The sequence below is a fragment of the Sphingobium lactosutens DS20 genome, assembly GCF_000445105.1.
GTDB lineage: Bacteria > Pseudomonadota > Alphaproteobacteria > Sphingomonadales > Sphingomonadaceae > Sphingobium > Sphingobium lactosutens.
The window spans coordinates 1-1,860 of sequence record NZ_ATDP01000007.1; the positions used below are offsets into that span (position 1 = coordinate 1).

Genomic DNA, 1,860 nt, shown 5'->3' on the forward strand with positions numbered 1-1,860 from the left:
TTTTCGCGCGGCCTCAACGCACAGGGTCTGAACTAGGCGCGGGGGCAGACCGATGCTTGAGGTCTTCACGGTTGGTGGCGGCGAGTATCTCGTAAACATCTTCAACGCAGTCGCGGCGTGGTCGGGAGGCGGTGGCTATCGCTCGCTCATCCGCGTCGTCATGGTCATGGGCCTCATCTATTCGCTGCTCGTGGTGGCCTTCACGCTCAACTATAAGGCGTGGCTGAACTGGTTCCTGCAAGCGACGGCCATTTATCTTTGCCTGATGGTCCCGACGGTGGACATCAAGGTAACGGATCGCATCAACCCGGGCCTGACGCCATCGACGGTCGACAATGTACCGATGGGATTGGGGGTGCTTGCGAGCTTCACGACACAGGTGGGCGATTGGCTGACGCGGACGGCCGAGACCGTCTTCGTCATGCCGAGCGAGCTCAACTACTCGACGAACGGCATGGTGTATGGCGCGCGACTGTTCGATGCGACGCGCAACTTCATCATTCGCGATGCGGAGTTCTCGACCAACCTCGAAAACCATTTCAAGAACTGCCTGTTCGGCGATGTGATGCTTTATCAGAAGTCGCTGACCAATCTTGCGAAGGCGCCCGATCTCTGGGCTGCGGTCGGGCCGGGCTCGGAAGCCCGATCGCAGCAATGGCTTGAGCGACAAGGTGACGGAACGGTTAACAGCTTCATCATCACTTGCCGGCAGGCGTACCAGGCGCTCGACGCGCAATGGGGTCCAATGATCGAGGCCAACGCGCCTCTTTGGGGCAAGGAGGTCTATCCCAAGCTCAGCAACGCTCTGGCGGCGGACAAGCTCAAACACGACGTTCCCATCGTCAGTGCGGCCTTCACGGGCACGAGCAACAACTTTGCTGAGGTGATGCGCCAGAACACAGCAATCAATGCTTTCATGCAGGCCCGAAATTCGATGTCCGGCGGGACGGGCGCCGCAGAGATCGACACCTTCGCGCAGACCCGTGCCGACATTCAGGCGCGCAACACCTATAATTCGATCGCTCAGCAGGCGATGGCATGGGTTCCGATTTTGAACATCGTGCTGACGGTGGTCTTCTTCGCCATGTTCCCGGTCGTTTTCCCGCTCTTCCTGATGCCTCAGACGGGCGTCTCGACGCTGAAGGGCTATGTGACAGGGTTCTTCTATCTCGCCGCATGGGGGCCGCTTTACGTCATCCTTCACATGATCTGCATGACGCGGGCGACGTCGGCAGCGACAGGCGTCGCGGAAGGCGGCGTTACGCTCGCAAGCTATGCGGGGATCGGGGCGGTGAATGGCGAGACCGCCACGATCGCTGGCTTCATGCTTATGAGCGTGCCCTTTCTCGCGGCAGGCCTCGCGCGCGGCGCGATGTCGATTGCCGGGCATTCCATGTCCATGCTCGCGCCGGCGCAGAACGCTGCGGAAGCGGCGGCGCTGGAACAGACGACCGGCAACTATTCGTATGGCAACGTGAGCTGGGCGAATGCCACGTCGAACATGCGGCAGGCCGATCAATGGTCGACGGCGCCCACCTATATGGGCGGCGGCGCCAGCTTCGGGTGGCGTCAGGACAATGGCGCCATGGTGACGGGGTTCGGCAACGGCCAGGAGGTATATGATACATCCGCGGCCATCTCGCGCCTTGGGTTCACGCCGACGATGACATCGGGATCGGTCGCTGAATGGCGCGAAATGGCCAGCGAGGCGCATCGCCAGGCGCGTGCCTATGAGAATGCCGCCAACGAGATTCTGACCGCGACCCATGCGAACCGCAGCACGTTCGGAAGCTCAACCGAGCATACGCGGGGTTGGGAATCGAGCAGCGGCAATCAGGCGAATGCCTCTGTAGAGCAGTT

The 1,860-nt window shown here is 61.1% G+C and carries 1 protein-coding gene; it reads left to right on the forward strand.

Annotated features, from left to right (window positions below; translation table 11 throughout):
- Nucleotides 1-52 precede the first annotated feature (52 nt).
- On the forward strand, nt 53-1,860 hold a 1,808-nt coding region (locus RLDS_RS29270), incomplete at its 3' end, for a conjugal transfer protein TraG N-terminal domain-containing protein (RefSeq protein ID WP_021224245.1).